The sequence below is a fragment of the Microbulbifer sp. NBRC 101763 genome (assembly GCF_040371615.1).
GTDB lineage: Bacteria > Pseudomonadota > Gammaproteobacteria > Pseudomonadales > Cellvibrionaceae > Microbulbifer > Microbulbifer variabilis.
In genome coordinates this window covers 356,730-373,849 of sequence record NZ_BAABQV010000006.1, presented here as the reverse complement: position 1 = coordinate 373,849, position 17,120 = coordinate 356,730, and the positions used below count along the sequence as shown (strand labels likewise).

Annotated in this window: 14 protein-coding genes; 8 read left to right on the top strand and 6 right to left on the bottom strand. The window is 44.9% G+C overall.

Annotation, left to right across the window (positions count from 1 at the left end; genetic code table 11):
* Positions 1 to 72: 72 nt before the first annotated feature.
* The gene (locus ABWV76_RS16935) at positions 73 to 1,815 is read left to right on the top strand and encodes a WD40/YVTN/BNR-like repeat-containing protein (RefSeq protein ID WP_353376696.1); all 1,743 of its coding nucleotides are present in this window, start codon (positions 73 to 75) and stop codon (positions 1,813 to 1,815) included.
* A 500-nt stretch (positions 1,816 to 2,315) separates the two neighbouring features.
* On the opposite strand, the gene ABWV76_RS16930 is transcribed toward ABWV76_RS16935, so the two are convergent.
* The 3 genes from ABWV76_RS16930 to ABWV76_RS16920 form a co-directional block, all read right to left on the bottom strand.
* Positions 2,316 to 3,191, bottom strand: coding sequence for an SDR family oxidoreductase (locus ABWV76_RS16930; RefSeq protein ID WP_353376695.1), 876 nt, complete (start codon positions 3,189 to 3,191; stop codon positions 2,316 to 2,318).
* A gap of 455 nt (positions 3,192 to 3,646) precedes the next feature.
* On the bottom strand, positions 3,647 to 4,474 hold the full coding sequence (locus ABWV76_RS16925; RefSeq protein WP_353376694.1) for an SDR family oxidoreductase: 828 nt from the start codon (positions 4,472 to 4,474) through the stop codon (positions 3,647 to 3,649).
* A gap of 170 nt (positions 4,475 to 4,644) precedes the next feature.
* A complete protein-coding gene (locus ABWV76_RS16920; protein ID WP_353376693.1) occupies positions 4,645 to 5,487 on the bottom strand; it encodes a type 1 glutamine amidotransferase domain-containing protein in 843 nt (280 codons plus the stop codon).
* Positions 5,488 to 5,613: 126 nt separating this feature from the next.
* Between ABWV76_RS16920 and ABWV76_RS16915 the strand changes: the two genes are divergently transcribed.
* From ABWV76_RS16915 to ABWV76_RS16900, 4 genes are all read left to right on the top strand, one after another.
* A complete protein-coding gene (locus ABWV76_RS16915; RefSeq protein WP_353376692.1) occupies positions 5,614 to 6,525 on the top strand; it encodes a LysR family transcriptional regulator in 912 nt (303 codons plus the stop codon).
* A 1,225-nt stretch (positions 6,526 to 7,750) separates the two neighbouring features.
* On the top strand, positions 7,751 to 8,068 hold the full coding sequence (locus ABWV76_RS16910) for a hypothetical protein (RefSeq protein WP_020413241.1): 318 nt from the start codon (positions 7,751 to 7,753) through the stop codon (positions 8,066 to 8,068).
* Between the two features lie 383 nt (positions 8,069 to 8,451).
* A complete protein-coding gene (locus tag ABWV76_RS16905; protein WP_020413242.1) occupies positions 8,452 to 9,642 on the top strand; it encodes a trypsin-like peptidase domain-containing protein in 1,191 nt (396 codons plus the stop codon).
* Positions 9,643 to 10,248: 606 nt separating this feature from the next.
* Positions 10,249 to 12,441 carry a hypothetical protein gene (locus ABWV76_RS16900; protein WP_353376691.1) on the top strand — a complete coding sequence of 731 codons (2,193 nt, stop codon included), beginning with the start codon at positions 10,249 to 10,251 and terminating at the stop codon, positions 12,439 to 12,441.
* A 94-nt stretch (positions 12,442 to 12,535) separates the two neighbouring features.
* Here ABWV76_RS16900 and ABWV76_RS16895 read toward each other — a convergent pair whose 3' ends face one another.
* From ABWV76_RS16895 to ABWV76_RS16885, 3 genes are all read right to left on the bottom strand, one after another.
* Complete coding sequence (locus ABWV76_RS16895) at positions 12,536 to 14,257, bottom strand: SulP family inorganic anion transporter (RefSeq protein ID WP_020413244.1); 1,722 nt, start codon at positions 14,255 to 14,257, stop codon at positions 12,536 to 12,538.
* A 139-nt stretch (positions 14,258 to 14,396) separates the two neighbouring features.
* Positions 14,397 to 14,810 (bottom strand): protein tyrosine phosphatase family protein, encoded by a 414-nt coding sequence (locus tag ABWV76_RS16890; RefSeq protein ID WP_020413245.1) that lies wholly within the window; start codon positions 14,808 to 14,810, stop codon positions 14,397 to 14,399.
* 53 nt (positions 14,811 to 14,863) lie between these two features.
* Positions 14,864 to 15,742 carry an MBL fold metallo-hydrolase gene (locus tag ABWV76_RS16885; RefSeq protein WP_353376690.1) on the bottom strand — a complete coding sequence of 293 codons (879 nt, stop codon included), beginning with the start codon at positions 15,740 to 15,742 and terminating at the stop codon, positions 14,864 to 14,866.
* Positions 15,743 to 15,840: 98 nt separating this feature from the next.
* Here ABWV76_RS16885 and ABWV76_RS16880 point away from each other — a divergent pair, with 98 nt between their 5' ends.
* From ABWV76_RS16880 to ABWV76_RS16870, 3 genes are read left to right on the top strand one after another with little or no spacing between them, the layout of a single operon-like run.
* Positions 15,841 to 16,155: an ArsR/SmtB family transcription factor gene (locus ABWV76_RS16880; protein ID WP_282953067.1), complete on the top strand. Its 315-nt coding sequence runs from the start codon at positions 15,841 to 15,843 to the stop codon at positions 16,153 to 16,155.
* A gap of 4 nt (positions 16,156 to 16,159) precedes the next feature.
* A complete protein-coding gene (locus tag ABWV76_RS16875; RefSeq protein ID WP_353376689.1) occupies positions 16,160 to 16,591 on the top strand; it encodes a YeeE/YedE family protein in 432 nt (143 codons plus the stop codon).
* Positions 16,592 to 16,599: 8 nt separating this feature from the next.
* Complete coding sequence (locus ABWV76_RS16870; RefSeq protein WP_353376687.1) at positions 16,600 to 17,037, top strand: DUF6691 family protein; 438 nt, start codon at positions 16,600 to 16,602, stop codon at positions 17,035 to 17,037.
* The last annotated feature ends 83 nt before the right edge of the window (positions 17,038 to 17,120 follow it).

The window sequence follows — 17,120 nt, the reverse complement described above, 5'->3', positions numbered from 1 at the left end:
CGGCTGAGAATATTATCTTAGAGCTAGTTGCAATACAATTAGCAGGCATCGACCAAAATTATGGAGAGTAATATGCCCGGGATAAAACCCTTCAGATGTATAAAGTTTTACCCACTTATACTTTTGACCTGTATAATAATTATACAGGGTTGTGCGGGGCAGGTTAATATACTGCCTGCTCTGGAGGAGAGCACTCCTATTAATGATCAAGAGGGTATCGTAGTCGCTCGGATCATCAATGCCTCAGGTAACCCTCTACCCTTTAATCAGCTTACAATCAACCCTGAAAACCTGAATGAGTCAAAGTCAATAAAGCCGGAGCGCCTCCTAGCCGCAAAGCCAAAATTAAATGGCACGACCGTATTTGCCTCCTATGTCAAACCTGGAAACTACTCTCTGAGTAGCATTCGAGCGTTTTACGCCAATGGTAATGGATGGTATAGCCGCTTTGTCAGTGCAAATGAAAAACTGGGAACCTTCTCCGTAAACCAGGGAGAGGTAACAGACCTCGGCACACTAATCTATTATCCGAAACCTCAAGGTGATAGGTATCTTGACCTCTTGATTCGAGCCCCAGAATCAGAGAAAGGTGAAGTGCTTACGAAATACTTCCCATTCCTTAAGTACAACCCTGAGGTACTTAATGGATGGCATGTTGATGAAAATGATGAGGAACGTGAATCAACGTATATATCTATTGCACAGAATCCTGTGACATACAATGAGCAGTATGTTTCGCCGGCCAATTCTATCTATTTTCTAGGAAAGATTGGTGTATTTATCAAGCGGACCTCTGAAGGAGAGTGGGAGCTTGATGCTGTTGACACTAATCATGAATTAACCGCCATTGCTCAAAATAAAAATGGTGACCTGGTGGTAGGGGGTAGTGAAGGAGCTCTTTTCTGGCGTCCAGCTTTTGGGGACTGGCTAGATATATCACTAGAGCACAACTCTCATGTAGAGCATTTAAGAATGCTTGATACAGGAGAAATCGAGATTTTGGTTGCTCGTGACTTTGAGCTAGATATTCTAAGAGGCGCCGTATCTGGTTCAGATGTACAATGGAGACTAATTAACCGCTATTCCACTAATTCGAGTAAAAGATGGGATCATAGATTAGAAGCTGAAATAAAAAACAAACAGGCTCACTCAAAAAAAATAGATCGCCACATATACAACACAACACTATTTGAACTCAATGGGCAGAACTATATAAATATCCGTAACCACTCAATCTACGAAAATACCGTATTTGCGACAATCAATAGCGAAATTTTCATTTATAACCCCGACAATTGGATGATCGAAAGATCTGTTAATGACTTTGAATTTTCAGCAATTATTGATGCTGGTGCTGTTCAGCTAGGTATTGAAAAAGCTGGCTTTTGGTCATTGAGTGGAAAGCCAACCTATCATAAAATCGACCAAAATGGCGCTCAGAATAAAATAACAACCTATATCCGAAGCTGCCCGGATAATAAATCTCCAAAAAACTCATGTCGTAAAAAGAGCTTTACATTCCGATCCGTTCCCTGGTTCTCCAATAAAAATGATGCTATTGCTATTGTAAGCTTTGCGTTAAATAGCTTTTCTGGTGGAACTCGTGATACTGAAGTCAAAATCCTAACCACCACCGATGGTGGGGAGAGCTGGGTGGCAACCGAAAATGAACCGCCGACAGACTATTGTACCTCTATAGTCCCTCAGATTGCCGACCGCCTGTTGGTATCCTGTGATGGTGCTAATGGGGACTTCTATGAGTCAACTGACTTTGGAGCCAATTGGCATCAGGTAAGACAACAGGATAATTTCTAGCAAAATATGGGTGAGCATTGGTATTTTATATGCTCACCCATATTAAGTTAAAAATAGCCTATATCGTGCACCACCCCCAAATACTATTGAATTAGTAATTTTTCATTTACACACTTCAATGGCTAGCCTAATTTGCACAAGGTTTCACTTTACCAGATCCCAAACTCCGCCCAGACTTTCACAGTAAATGATATGCTTAGCTCTAGAAAAGGAATACCGGCTGCAGGCCAATGCACTTCTATCCATAGTAATTCTGAATACCCATTGAAATCAGATTGCTTACTATTCCGCCCCTCTATCTCAGGAAATCTAATAGCGTACAGCGCCTCTTTAATAGTATTTTCCGTTCAGTACTAATGGCTGTATGAATAATTGGGCTTTTACTATCTGCGATAAAAATCCAAGGCACATTTAAGAGCATGTGAAATCTAAATATATAAAATATAAGGTACCTTTATATCTGTACAAGCACATAAGATTGCTACTACACCTTGAACAGATTAGTACTTTTTAAGCTGGAATAAATTACCCATTTCGTATGCTGAATAAATTTCCTGCATTGCTTCTTCGGTCACTTGATTGATCTTTTCGATCGTAGGGTTCAATCCAGTACCGTCCACAGTTGTTCGAAATGGTCGACTTGAAGGCTCCGTCTTCAGTAAGTTCAGAACCGCATCTGCAACCAATTGCGGACTGGGGGCGCCCTCAGATTCATGGCCCTTCTCAGTACCGGCCCACATTTGCTCAGGGGCATCTGCATATTCACCATAACTCGCAGCCACTTCTTTATCACTTGCTCTTAACAGGTTTGAGCCAAAATCGGTTCCAAATCCGCCTGGTTGAACAATCAAAGATTGAATACCAAATTGCGCCAGCTCTACGCGATAATTCTTTGCCATTCCTTCTATCGCATGTTTGGTGGCATTATAAGAACCAAGAAAAGGTAATACGAACTTGCCTAAAATGCTTGATATTTGAATGAGAGTTCCACTGCGGCGTTGTTTCATCTGCGGCAACACTGCACGTATTAAACGCTGAACGCCAAAAACATTGATATCAAAAACCTTTTTAAAGTCCTCGATGGTAAAGCTCTCCTGCCACCCGAGCGTACCGACTCCCGCGTTATTAATTAATATATCAATTGGACCGACTTCTTTAGTTGCTTGAGCAATACCATTGGCGACGCTCTCATCATCGGTTACATCAATATCGACGACAACGATATCTTTAGCAATAAGCTCATTGGCTACAGAAGCATTGCGGCCACTTGGATCTCGCATGGTGCCGATTACTTTATAGCCATTATTTGCAAGTGTATTGGCAATGAGATAACCGAAACCACTATTTGAACCAGTAATAAGCGCTGTTTGAGTCATGATTGTCTCCTTAAATTTTTCATCACATCAGCTGCTGCAAAGATTAAAACTTGTACGCGCATCAATAGAATTAATTTTATGTATATAGTACTGAACAAAAACAATAGCTAAAAAACCAGTACACAAAAGGCTTTATAAGCCACCCCTATTGATCAGATATTCAATCAGGGAGTTTTTAAAAAATTAAGAAAAAAGGACTTCAGCACAAAGAGCCGGATTGGTTATCTATCAGCTCTTTTGTCTAATTTTTAGTAAGCAAATAGCCAGACATATCGTGCCGAATAAGAAAAACATACGATATTTTTGAAAAACCAGTCTAAGGAATGAAAACCTTAAAAGCAGTTATCTAGTACCATACAGGTATAGGACTTAAACAATTACAAAATTGAATTAAATCCTACCTGCATTCCATTTAGATAATTCTGATTATATTTCCTACTAGGAAAATAGCATTCTCACTGTTTACCCATCTCCGCCTCAAATGCCTCGCGGTAATCGGGGTGCCAACGAGAGAGTGGTGGGCGATTGTTAATGATATCCCCCATAGCCCATCTCATACGTTTAACATCAGTTTCACGATCTACGTCATTATCTGGGCAAAGAATGTAAAAATCACCACGCTCGACGCTCTCCAACATAAAACTAACCACTTGATCTGCAGTCCATGCGCCATCAGGTTTACTAGGGCTACCAGTCATACCCGTGTAGGTGAAGCCGGGAATTAATAAGTGGGATGAGACCTGACTTCCAGGAGTATTTCGAATAGAGTGCTGTAACGCCTCCGCGGTGGCTTTTACCGCAGCTTTACTGACGTTGTAAGCCGGATTTCCTGGTGGAGTGGTAATTCCCTGCTTAGATCCAGTTGTAACGATAACCGATGGGCTGCTTTGACTTATCATTTCGGGAGCAAATGCATGAATACAATGAATGACCCCCCAAAGGTTGGTATTGATGATCTTATTCCAACCATCTAAGTTCTCCCAGCTTCCATTTTTAACAGCAGTGCCTGCATTGTTAAAAAGAAAATCAATACGGCCGTATTCTTTTTTAACTTTATCTTTGAGTGCCAGTACCGAGCTAAAATCACTTACATCGGTTTCTACTATTAAAGTGTCACTTGGTAAAGCGCGCTTGGCTTCTTCCAATTTTTCTTTGTTAACATCAGCTAAACAAATCTTCATCCCTCTTTTTGATAGGGCCTTTGCGGCTGCAAAACCTATTCCACTGGCACCACCAGTAATAACTGCGACATTATTCGGTTGAAAGATAGTAGATGTGCTCATAGGGATTCCTGGATTATCGTCAACGGTACTCAAAGGTATAAAATAGAGTTTGTAAAATACGGCATTTATACCGCCCCTTCAGGCATAGGCTATTTACCGAAATCATTCTTTATAGCCTTGAGATTCTTTTTGAAGCTTTGCCTGAAGAAGCCTGTTACTAAAATAGACTACTATTTCATCAATTTTAGAAGTTCTTGAGCAACAGCAATGGAGGATTTGTTGTTCTGGCCTGTTACCAGTTCACGATCAACAACTACATGCGGCTGCCAGTCCTCTTTGCTACGGGAGTAATTACCGCCCGCATTGGTGAGTGCATTTTGAGGCCAGTAGAACAGCTCATCGCCACCCAGGTAGTATTGAGTAGCCACAGATTCTTCTGAATTACTAAAAGAGGTCATTTTGTAGCCATCATACACCCACCCTTTGGCAGCTTTAGCTTTCTTACCGGCTTTCATTTGGGCTTCAAATTCAGAGCTGTTAGGCAATGCGGACAGCAGCGCGACTGGGCCGTGACACACTAAACCGGTAGGCTTGGACTCGGTGTTAAAATGTCGCAAGAAGCTACCCAGTTGATCATTGGATACCAAGTCACCTAAAGGTGCATGACCTCCCGGCACAAACAGCGCATCAAAATTCTCTATCCCGATTTGCTCAATACGCGCAAAGCTGACTACGGGACTGTGATCTTTGTCAGTCAGCATAAGTTGGTTGAATAAAGCTTTATGGGCATTGTAGTTTTCTTGACTGGTATCCAAGAAATGGTCAGGCGCATCCGAAACCGGATCCAGTGTCGGCGCCAGCCCCATCGGGGTGGCAAATGTTATTGTGTGACCAGCTTCCATCATCAATTTGACCGGTTCCATAAGCTCATTCAAATAGAAGCCCGTTTTGTAGTCACTGCCACCTTTCAGCTTCATTTCCGATACGTCTGACATCACAACCAGAACGTTGTCCGCCATCGCCATTGGGCTCACCAGCAATGCTGCCATCGCAAGCAGTTTCTTCAAGCTCATAATCACTTCCTCGAAATTGGGGTTGAAACAATTGAAGAGGCGGCAGAATAGGACCTTAGGCTTCATTACTGAAATTAATTAATTTAATATAGCTATGAGCATAACTAATAGCCGAGACTGGTTAGAATGAGCAATATTTCGGACATTGAGCTAAGCCAACTTAGGCTCCTGCAGATTATTTTTGAGACCCGAAATCTAACCCGAGCAGGCGAGCGTGCAGGGCTAACGCAATCTGCGGTAAGCCATACGTTGAAGAAACTCCGCCATAGCTTTAATGACTCACTGGTCATAAGGCAGGGTAATCAACTGGTGCTGACTCCAAGAGCTGAGTCCCTACAAACACCGCTAAATCGCTGGTTAAATGACTTTGAGCGGAATATTTTAAATCAAGAAGAATTCAACCCTGCAAGTACCCAGCACACTTTTTATATCGCAACGAGCGACCTGGTGGAGCAGAGTATCGCTCCCTCTCTAATAGCATCACTTCAAAAAGACGCCCCGAGAATCCAGATTATTTTTATAAAGTTAGATAAGCACAGGATCGCCAACCAAATTGAGAGCGGTGAAGCGGATCTCTCTATCAGTGTTATGGAATCAAATCATCCAAGCCTGGTGGTAAAAACTTTGTATAAAGATGATTTCGTCTCCGCGGTACGAAATGAGCATCCATTTTTGAAAGACAAAAAAAATATTCATAATTTTTGTCGATATCCGCATATTATGGCAGGCACAGGGAGAGATAATCGCGGAACGGTTGACAAGGCACTAGAAGAAATTGGCTTGTCCAGAAATGTTCAATTTAAAGTAGCAAATTTTTCCAGTGCGCCCTACATTGTAGAGTGTAGTGATGGAATCCTCACCGCGCCAAGAAAATTTATCCAGTCTATTGCCGGAAAATTCAATATTGTGCATTTTACTCCACCGGTCAGCCTTCCCCAATACTCTATGAAAGCCTATTGGAGCTTAAAAAATAAGGATGATCCGGCAAATAAATGGCTAAGGGAAAAGATTGCGAAAGTTGCTCGTATTGAGTACTAGTTTTAAATGAGTTTGGTTTGAACTACTTTATTAAATACATCAGGTATCGAAATTTATCACGTATGGCTACAATCAGTGAAACCTCTAAAATATTTATTTATAAATTAATATCGTTATCAAGAGCCCGCCGAGAACCTTTTGGCGGCCCCCACCTTACGCACACATCATCTTTCTCCAGGGTACCTTTCAGAACATCACACCTGATTTTAGGGGTCCTTATTTGCTGTCTACACTTCTCTAATGACATATCCGGATAGGAACCTCGACAGTATTCAGCAAGTAACTCACTTGCTTTTTCCGGTCTAGTAAAATAGGTGGTACTGATTATCAGTAACACTACTACCACCACAATTTTCATTAATTTGACCTTGTGCATAGATTCGGAGCACCCACAAAACTCGTAGCTATAAGCGCCATAAATATTGACACAGCATAGACTGCAAAATCAAATGCTGCACAAATATACACATTTATATAATTAATGCCTTTGCCTCGTAGCGCTCAGATCTCTTTGAGCACGATACCCTATTATCATTGCACCTCTCGCTATGCAAAATGGGAATTCCTGTGTGATACAGATATGGAATTTAGCATTGACGATGAGTATCGTCGCGAGTAAATTGAGTCCAGGATACATAATCCGACTTCAATTACCCAAAACCACAAGGTTCGAACCCCAAGTATACCTTTCAGTTTTTCACTGCCGATTAGCCCTAAATTGATAATAAATATCTACCGATACTGTACTGGTACCAATAATCTTATTAGTACCTATCTCCAATTTTTAGGTGTCCTGAATTCACCGCCAACAAATTGAGCTAAAAATATACACCACTTATCCCTCTATTAATTCAACTCACCTTAAAACTAACGACCAGATTCAAATTATACAAATAGAAACTCAACACCATTAATCATCTAAAAACTACTATCACCAATAAGACGGCAAATTACATCAAATTACAATAACCACAAAACGTACACTCCGCAAAAAATAGCATTAAACCTATTGACGCATTGATATTTACAAATATAACATCAGTGGCGCTACCAATACTGAAATAAAAATTAATTTCCTTACGTTGAGTTGTGCATATAACTTCACACCCAACTCAATAAGCTCACACAGGCTTTCCTGTTGTAGAGACAAAAGGATATCAAGGTATTTGGTACAATTTATCTTGAAGGACACTCACACAAAACCTTGGCTAGGAGCCACTTAAAAATGAAAAAATTCCTATTATTGGGTCTTGCAGCTTTAGCTGCGAATGTTCAAGCTGATGCTGTAGTTGGTCCAGTAGCTAGAATCTATGTTCATGACAACATCGTCAACTTCCGATTAAAAGATGATGCCTGTAAATTAGAGAGTACCGTAGGAAATACCTATTGGCGTTTCAGCTTGGACTCTCAACCGGAAACGGCGAAAGCTTGGTATGCCATGCTATTAAATGCGGCCACTACTGGAAAGAGCGTTAAGCTTGGGGTTCCATCATGTGACCCGGAAAACCATCAGTATATTAGATATGTGTACCAGGACTATTAGGGAGCACCTTAATTTTGGTACCACCAACTGCCAGAACAGCTTTAGTAAGTAACCAAGATGCTTCTGGAACTTTAGGGTTTGGTGAGGAATGCTTCACCAAACTCTTGCTGAATATTGAAATCAGCAGAACCATTGTGAAGCATCAATCACTAAATTAGATTGGTGCAAACCACAAAATTCTATCCAAAAGTTGCCTTTCATATTGGCGCATTTACAGAAAAGGGGAAGGTATCCTTGATTATAGGATATGCATTGCCAATAGTTACCTGGAATCTTCCGGCACAATGCCCGGGTTAAATTGTAAATATATCTACTCAGTGGAACCAATGTTGGGCGGCGACTAGCTTCGCATTTGCGAATACATAAACGATAGGGAAGCAATAATGAATATAAATGCAATACTAGGGATAGTCTCTTTCGGTGCGCTGGTCACCGCGGGATCATTCTCATTTGCCGAAGACAGCCATTCATCAATGATGAATGAAATCCCCCCTCCTCCAGATGCAGTTATCACTGAATCTATTTGTGGACCCACTACTGACTGGCAAGATGTTGAGAGCTATAACGGAACGCTTGGGCCAACCATAGACTTCGTTAACACGCATCAAGGTGCTGTCGGACATATTCGATGGAACAATAACCTTAATGCGCTATATAACAACCCAGGAAATGTCAATGACGTTAGGTGGTGTACGGGTACATTACTAACCAACAATTTGTTTTTAACCGCCGGGCACTGTTTCGATCAGCAAACCAATGACGGGCGCGGATGGGATGCTCCTATTGACAATACCACAGGGCGGACAATTACATCCGCACAACATGCTACAAATATGCATGTTGAATTTAATTATCAATATGATGCAAATGGCACATTGAGATCCATAGTATCGTTTGACATTGTTGACTTGGTAGAATATAGGCACGGTGGCTTAGACTATGCAGTAGTCCAGCTAGCAGGCAACCCTAACTCTCAATTTCCATCTGCCTCGTTATCTGCCGACATTCCAAATCTGAATGACCAATTAACAATTATCCAACATCCCGCAGGAATTCCAAAGGTAGTTGACGCCGGCCAATATGACGGCGTAGAGTCGAGTGGCGGCTTGGTCGGCTATATGCGCTACGCAAACTTGGACACAACAGGAGGGAGCTCCGGCTCCGGCGTGTTAGATGATTCCGGTCACCTGATTGGTGTACATACCAATGCAGGTTGTACGTCAACGGGCGGTGCCAATCACGGCGTTTTAAATTCCGATATTGAATTGGTCTCTACAGAGGTAGCTATTCGTATTGATAACGATAATGATGGCTTGTCCAATTGGCATGAGCGTCAAATCGGTACGAATGTAAACCTGACTGATACAGACGGTGATGGAATTGATGATAAATGGGAATATGACAATGGCCTTAATCCATTATCTGTAAATGACGCATGGTATGATCCAGATAATGATGGATATACCAACCTTCAGGAGTATGAAGAGGGTACTGATCCAAATGATCCATCATCCAATCCGCAAACCAAATTTGCAGCTATTTTAATACCAATAGTCAGTCTTCTATTAAATTAAAAAAAGAGCCTGCCAATGCCAGTAATTAGCCCACTGGCATTGGTGAGCAAAAGCTGTCTAGCAAAAAATCCAAAACTTGCTGTCAGTTATGAAGTGTAATACCCAAACCTTGTAAGACACTTGAATCATAAATCATTGAAGCATTTGACAAATAAATTTGTGGGCATCAAGCACACATCGTCTATTCATAAGCAGGTAGATTTTACCTGACATACATATATTCCTTTTGCCAAACGCAATCGAAGTTACTCTAACATGAACTAAGATACCGACCTTTTCCACTGTGAGACCTCGTCAAAAAGTTAGTCGCACTTATTGATAAAAATCAGACACTGGCATTGAGCAATAGGTACTCTTACTCTCCTATTCAGTCTTCGACAAAACTTCTAGTGATTCCATTTAAAACTTCTCCAACTGGTCAAGAAGAGGGCCTATACCAGATTTCCTTTCAATATAGTGACCCAATAGAAGATATATTAAGTACTGCACAGAAAAGTAAATAAAGGGAACTAGAATGGTCCCCCAATTTTGCCTTTTCAACATTGTGAAGTGGTCCACAAGTTCCCACATTGCATTCGATTTAAATAATGTATCTTTGAGCAGACTATGGATAAGCTATTTAGCAAGAAAATTTTGGCACTGACACTTACTGTCGTATTGGCTTCATGCGGTGGCGGTGGGGACTCCTCTTCGGATTCCGATCCATCCCCATCCACGGGGGGAGATGGTAGTGGCCAGGGCTCCGGAGGTAGCACAGGTGGCAGTGGTACGGGCGGCAGCGGATCAGGTAGCACTACACCACTTCCAGACAATGAACCCGGTACAGTGACTGTTGGCGATATTGAAGCTGCAGACTTGGGATTTGCCCGAATTACTTCTCGGGATATCACCCTACCGAATGGCCAATCCAATGCTCAAGAGGTTCACGGGCTCCCACACTATATTGCCAGGACAGACAGCACCCAGGACGACCCCCTAAAGTCGGTCCCCATGCGAACTTACACGGCTGCCTGCGCAACTGACACTGATAAGCCTCGGATATTTGTTTCCAAGACCCTAAGCGAGGGTAGTGGAGATGATGAAGTCACTTATGGCACTGTTTATGAGCTGCAATATAACCCAGAGACTTCAAGCTTTGATCAAACCGGTAACACAACGTTGCTAAAACAATGCTACGAGTCGCATGGAATTGCGGCCAGCTCAGACTGCTCCCGGGTTGCGGTCTTGTGCAACACTGAATACCAGGCAAACAAGCGTTATGAGGTGCAGGGTGACTTGGTAGAACAATACGGTAGCGATTGGATGAAAATGGAGGACAATATCAGCCCTATTGATGCCCGTATTGAAAGGGACATCGGCCTGATGATATCAACCAATCATAGTCAGTACATCGGCTACTTTACTGATCATCCAACCCTAACATTTGAGGACTTCCTCCCCGGGCTTAAAGCCAATTTCCCTGAGACCGATTTTGGTGATTCTCCATCCTTTAAGACAATTAAAGGAAATGAGATGCAAGAGGAGATGGCTTATATCGTCGATCAGCTCTCTGAAGCCGACTATAACGCGATGGTCGAGTACATTCGTGAGAGAGGCTATAAATATAACGACCAGATCTGGCTAATGGAGTGGGACAATCAACCGCTCAGTGAAAAGCCCGCAGCCTATGTTGTAAACAAGATGCACGGTGGTGGCCATGCCGGAGCCCAGGAGCTTATCTATGTGGATAATGATAGCCAAGGCCGTACCAGCTATGCGTTCTCCGTGACAGCGCGAGTTTTTGACGGCAGCTATGGTGGCTCCCACTATTCTGCAGGAATGACCGTCATTGATCGGGATAACTGGTCCCTAAACATGAGTGGCAGCAATAATAGGGGTTGGTATTGGCTTTGTGGCTATGGCCATGTATTAAATATCCGGGCTTTCTATAACCCAGACAATGAAAAATATGGAGCAATTTGTACCAGCGATGGCGGCAAATATAATCAGTCTCGCGGGTTAAACACTATTGCTATCAAAATGGAGGATACTTCCTCAACCAGTAGATTTGAAGGAAATTACAATTACCTGGTCCCGTCCGACAATGCATTCTTCTCCAATGGAGGTGGGCACACGGTAGTTCCGGTTGATGAAGATACAAATCTATCGCTTATCGTCTCCCCCAAGTATATCGATGACGAGGAAATGAATAGCTTCCTTCAAAGCAAATACGGCATTGATACAAGTAGTGGAGGCCCCTTTGATGAGCAATGTTCAGATAGTACAAATTGCTTCTTCTCATATATGTCAAGCAGCGCCAACCCAACCATCTCCAGACAGGGCCTACGCGGAGGCGATGCCTTGGACGCCTCTTCTTTAACCCGTATTGGCATCGCCAAAGTCGATGGTAACGGCAGTATCGAGGGGCAAGGCTTCAAATGGCTGGTAGAGGAGCCCGACTGTCAAATCAGTGACCCTCAACTTATCGATTTGAAAAATGGTCGCTACCTGTTTGGCTACGCACAATTTCAGTGTATCTCCGACAACCTGTCATATAACCGAAGTTCAGCTAAGAATGGCGCAATGCGTATGCTGGTTCCCAAGGCCTATTATGTTATGGAGATTGACGCAGACCTGAATGTGTTAGAAGGGCCAGTAAAGCTGACTAAATATGGTTGGGGTGGCCTAGATGAACCCATTTTCCTTGGTAACGGTAAAGTAGCCTGGTCATACATCAAGAACCCTACCTATGACAACTACGGTGGCGGCAAGCAAAATGTTTGGCAAGCGATGATTTACCACTCAAACAGCATTAATTAATTCAGCCATAGAGAAATCACTAACAACTTAAAAATGGAGAGCCTCGCTCTCCATTTTTAATAAAAACATCTAAGTGGATTACGAATAGTTAAGGTTAATATTCTACAACAGAAGAAAATGCTTGGTACTGACTCAAGAATACATCTCCAGATAACTTCTGCAGAAAACTACTCCTCTCCAGGCAATCCATCACTGGCCCCTTAACTTCCGACAGATGCAGTTGAATGTCTCTATCCAATAGATTGCCATTGATAGACTCCAATACCTCCAAGGCACTCCAATCTATTTCATTCACCGCACTACACATCAATATCACATGCTTCACCTGAGGATTACTGGCGAGGCCTGCATAGATACGCTCTTCTAAAACGCCAATATTAGAGAAGATCAACCGCCCATCTACACGAAAGCTAAGAATCTCAGGAACAGTTTTTACCTGGTGCCTATGAATATTGCGGAAGTGCTCCGTCCCCTCCACCAGTCCAACTTCCGCAATATGCGGCTTGGAGGCTCGATAAATAAATAACAGCAGCGAAGCACCTACCCCGCAGGCAACGCCGGGCTCTACTCCAAACAGCAGTGTAACGGCGATAGTCAGGGTTACTGCTAGAAAGTCCGCCTTAGCAAAATGCCAGGTTTTCCGCAGGATAGAAAAATCCACCAGCGAGAGAACTGCAACAATAATCGTAGCAGCCAGAGTGGTTTTGGGGAGATAGTAAAGAAACGGGGTTAAGAAGAGTGCGGCCAGGGCAATGCCCACCGCGGTAAAGATGCTGGCGAATTGCGTTTGCGCACCAGCTGCGTCATTCACCACAGAGCGGGAGAAGCCTCCACTCACAGGAAATCCGCCAGAGAGACCAGCCCCCACATTGGCCATACCCAGGGCAACCAATTCCTGATTGGTATCAATTCTCTGCCTGCGCTTAGCCGCTAGGGTTTTGGCAACAGATACAGACTCCACATAGCCAATAATGGCGATCATTAATGCCGGCACCAGTAAAGTCTCAAGTAACGGCAACGATATTTTGGGCACGGTCAGCGATGGTAAACCTGCAGGAATAAGGCCCACCAAGGCTACTTGCCGCACTTCAAAGTCCATCCAAAATGACAAACCAATCGTTGCCAACACCCCCAATACTGGAGCAGCTTTAGATAGGAGTTCGGCAGTGCCCGATGATAAACCAAAGGTTTTCAGCAGTGTTGCCCCATAAGCTCGCGCCCAATATAGAAACAGCACGACTCCCAAGCCGGTTATTAAAGCCAGGTTATTAACTGCACTTAAATTTTCCCATAGGGAGACAAGCAATTCGGGCGCAGTATCACCACTGGCAGATATACCCAGCAGATGCCGCAACTGGCTAAGTGCTATCAATAAGGCAGAGGCAGTGATAAAACCAGATATCACTGGGTGGGAGAGAAAGTTAGCGAGCATGCCAAGACGCAAAGCACCCAGTACTGCGAGGATAGCCCCAGATAAAAGCGCAAGAGCGGCAGCGGCACTCAGGTAGTCCACAGCACCTGACGCTGTAACTTCTCCTAATGCGGCAGCACTCATCAGGGAAACCACAGCAACCGGCCCCACCGACAGAGTATTGCTAGTGCCAAAAACACCGTAGACGATAAGGGGCACCATACTGGCATAGAGCCCTACTTCAGCTGGCAAACCGGCGAGTAGAGCGTAAGCAAGAGACTGTGGAATCAACAGTACTGTAACAATTGCTGCAGCCAAAAGATCCCGAATGAGGGTGTCCCGATCATAAAAAGTAAGGGTGTTGAGAATAGGAAACCATCTGGAAAACTGCTGCTTGGCCATCATTTACTGCTCACATTTTTCTCTATCCACGGCCCCCTTATACGCAGGACTCAAGAAAGATAAGAGACGGCACCAGGTTGTACCGCCATAGAGAATAGTTAATCACCAGCAGCCAGAATTGACTGCTGAAAAATATATGAGATTAAGGTTCGATTGTGACCAGTACTGCACTAATATCAAAACCCGCCCCTTGAGCCTGGGAGTGCAGTTGCTTTTTATCTGCACCCATCAGGATTTTGGCCCCCGCCCAAACCTGGCTGGAGCGGTTTCCGGTTCGGCAAAATGCATGCACTTTACTTCCCTCTTGCAGCACATTGCGAAAGGCCTCGCAGTGCTCTCGCATCATACGCCCACGGGTAAAGGGAATTGCCACAAACTTAATTCCAGCTTCTTCCGCTGCAAGCTTCATATCGGCATAGCTGGGATGCGCTTCACTCTCCCCTTCCGGGCAGTTACAAACCACAACCTGTATACCATTCTGCGCCAAGGGTGCCAAAGCGTCACAGGTAATATGTTCGGAAACGCTGACCTGGTCATCCAGTTTTTTAATGTTCATGTTCGCCTCAAAATTGATTTAATCCAATCCTCTGGGGACACTTTAACAAATAGCTAAAGCTGATTTAGCGGAACCTTTAAATAGACAGTACCATTGGATTCTGCCGGAGGCATTTGTCCCGCGCGGATATTTACCTGCACAGAGGGGATAATCAGCTTCGGCATATTCAGGCTGGCATCGCGCTTTTTGCGAATTTCTACAAACTCTTCTTCACTGACACCATCGCGCAAGTGGATATTTTCTTTGCGCTGAATCCCTACGCTGGTTTCAAACTGGTAATCCCGCTTGCCTTTGGGTGGATAGTCATGGCACATAAACATGCGGGTTTCTTCTGGCAGGGACAATATCTTGCGTGCAGACTGATATAACTGTGTGGCATCACCGCCGGGAAAATCGCAGCGGGCGCTGCCCACATCCGGCATAAACAGGGTATCTCCCACAAACAGGGCGTCCCCGATTAACCAAACCATATCTGCCGGGGTGTGCCCAGGGCTGTACATCACTCGCGCTTCCAGCGCTCCCACCTTAAAGGTGTCATCATCTTTAAAGAGATGATCAAACTGGCTGCCGTCTGCGAGGAACTCCCGTTCCAGGTTAAAGACATCGCGAAAGATTTTCTGCACCTGGCAAATCTGGTCACCGATAGCGATACGCCCACCCAGCTGCTCCCGCAGAAAGGGGGCCGCTGAAAGGTGATCCGCATGGGCGTGGGTTTCCAATATCCATTCCAGGGTCAGCCGCTTATCGCGAATAAACGACACTATCTCTTCTGCCCCCTGGCTACCGGTTCGCCCGGAGGCAACATCAAAGTTGAGCACAGCATCCACCACTGCGGCGGAGCCCCCCTCCTTGTCGTATACCACATAGCTCCAGGTTTCTGTGTCCCGATCAAGGAACGGCTTTACCTGAGCGACTTGCTTCTCTTGGTGCATTTCATGCCCTCCAGCACTCACTATGCTATCAATATACATTCTGATAATATATAAAACAATATATTGTTATTTTGTAAATTGTTCACAGGCTCAGCGCTATGCCAGACCCCAATAATCTCGACTTCGACAAGATGCGCGAATCCGCCGGCCAGGCTGCGGCCATGCTGCGTTCGCTGGCCAATCAGGACCGCCTGATCCTGCTCTGCCAGCTGAGCCAGGAAGAACTAAATGTAGGCGAACTTGAAGAAAGGCTGGGAATTCGCCAACCCAGCCTGTCCCAACAGCTGGGTATTTTGCGCCGCGAAGGGCTGGTGGCCACACGCCGCGAGGGCAAACACGTGTATTACCGGGTAGCCGACCAGCGAGTTCTCACCCTGTTGCAAACCCTATACCAACTTTATTGCGCGGAGTAGACCCATGACTATCGATTGGACGGCCTTTACCCCCACTACCGCTTTCGCTGGCGGTGCACTCATTGGGCTCGCAAGCGCCCTTTTACTGCTTTTCAATGGTCGCATTGCCGGTATTTCTGGAATTATTGGCGGCCTATTGGAAAGGGGGACAGGTATTGGTTGGCGTTTGGCATTTATTGCCGGGATGCTTATCGCCCCCCTCTCCTGGCAACTTTTTTCTGCCCTACCCCCAATAAAAATTGATGCGGGTTACCCAACCCTGATTGTCGCCGGACTGTTAGTGGGGTTTGGCACCCGCTATGGCTCCGGCTGCACCAGCGGCCACGGTGTTTGCGGGCTGTCCCGCCTGTCTCTTCGCTCACTGGTTGCCACGCTGGTGTTTATGGGTGCGGGCTTTGCCACCGTATATGTTTTGCGCCACTTACTGGCAGCCTGATGGAGGGAATGACAGTGAAATCCAGAATAATCGCACTAATGGCCGGATTGATTTTTGGACTGGGCCTGCTGCTCTCAGGCATGGCAAACTCGGAGAAAGTACTGGGATTCTTAGACCTGGCCGGTGCCTGGGACCCATCCCTGGCACTGGTGATGATCGGTGCAATTACCGTTGGGCTGCCAGCCTTTCAGCTAGTAAAGGGACGCAGCCGTTCTCTCCTTAAAGAGCCCCTGCAGCTACCTACCAGTGCCGATATTGATCGCCCCCTGGTAATCGGCGGCCTGCTGTTTGGCGTGGGCTGGGGGTTGGCAGGCTTTTGCCCTGGCCCAGCGATTGTGGCCACAGGTGCCGGCCAGGAAAAGGCCCTGGTTTTTACGCTGGCAATGCTCACCGGCATGGGTATTTTCCAGTTCGGCGCCCGTAAAACTGTCGCAGCCCAGAGCTAACCCCGCGCTTTAACCACTAGCGCAGCACAAGCCAACTATCTTGTTGAAGCGGGACATTACGACTAGCAGGCCAATCTTCAGCA